The 1,168-nt window shown below is 59.7% G+C and carries 1 protein-coding gene; it reads right to left on the bottom strand.

The window, feature by feature from the left end:
• Positions 1-100 precede the first annotated feature (100 nt).
• The gene (locus tag J2X53_RS22470; RefSeq protein ID WP_349039710.1) at positions 101-1,129 is read right to left on the bottom strand and encodes an IS110 family transposase; all 1,029 of its coding nucleotides are present in this window, start codon (positions 1,127-1,129) and stop codon (positions 101-103) included.
• Positions 1,130-1,168 lie beyond the last annotated feature (39 nt).

The raw sequence follows: 1,168 nt of genomic DNA, 5'->3' as shown, positions 1-1,168 counted from the left end.
CTGGTCTTCCCAATCCAGATCTGTTCGATCATTTTGCCCATTCAGGTCGTCGTCTTCTCACACTCCCCTCGGCACCGGCACTAGCGGTTCGACATGAGCATCATGCCACGCCCGCTATCGCCGGATCGCTGTAATCTTTGTTCTTTGTCAGCATCGCCCAGACCTGGCGGGCCATCTTATTGGCGAGCGCGATCGCGACCAGCATCTTGGGTTTGCGCATCAACATACGTGACAGCCAGCTACCCTCTACAATGGTGCGCTGTCCAAGCCAGTTCAGTCGCGACATTGCGCCGATGATCAACAGGCGTCGGATATCGGCCTGACCAGCCTTGGTCATGCGACCAAGGCGCTCCTTGCCTCCAGAAGAATGTTGCCGAGGCACAAGGCCCAACCAGGCCGCAAAGTTGCGCCCGGTTTTGAATTCCACCATGGCGGGACCGAACGCTTCGACTGCAACCGCCGTCAGCGGCCCAACACCCGGCATCGTCTGTAGCCGGCGTGCTCTGTCTGACTGGGCGGCCAGCGTCTTGAGCTTCGTGGTGCGCTCAATGATGCGTGCGGTTTTCTCTGCGATCTGCACGAGCAGGTCCAAGCACTCTTCCCGGATCAGCGCGTGCAAGTCGACGGTCTCATCCTGCACAAGCACCGTCATGCGATTGAGGTGGGACATGCCGACCGGAAACACATAGCCGTGCTCATACAGCAGAGCCCGCAGTGCGTTCACATCGGCGGTCCGCTGATGCACCAGGCGTTCCCGGCCGCGGAAGACCGCCGCGCAAGACTGCTGCTCGACTGTTTTGGGCTCCACGAAACGCATCTCAGGCTGGCGTGCCGCAATGACAAGCGCCTCAGCATCGGCCGCATCATTTTTCTGCCGCTTCACAAAGGGGCGCACGTATTGCGGTGCGATCAGCTTTACCTCGTGCCCAAGAGCTTCCATCTCACGCGCCCAGAAATGTGCGCTGCCGCACGCCTCGAAAATCACCATGCTGGGCTCTTGCTGCGCCATGAACGCGGGGAATTGCTTCCGCGTCAGCTTCTTGCGGAACTGGACCTCCCCCGTTCGGAGGGCACCATGAACTTGGAAAACTGCCTTTGCCAGATCGACCCCGATCATCATATTCTTCATCTCGCCGTCCTCCTCTGCGCGTGGCGTTGAACACCACGA

The organism is Pseudotabrizicola sp. 4114 (genome assembly GCF_031457365.1).
GTDB lineage: Bacteria > Pseudomonadota > Alphaproteobacteria > Rhodobacterales > Rhodobacteraceae > Pseudotabrizicola.
The sequence above is the reverse complement of the archived record's forward strand: the minus strand, read 5'-3'. Positions and strand labels throughout refer to the sequence as shown.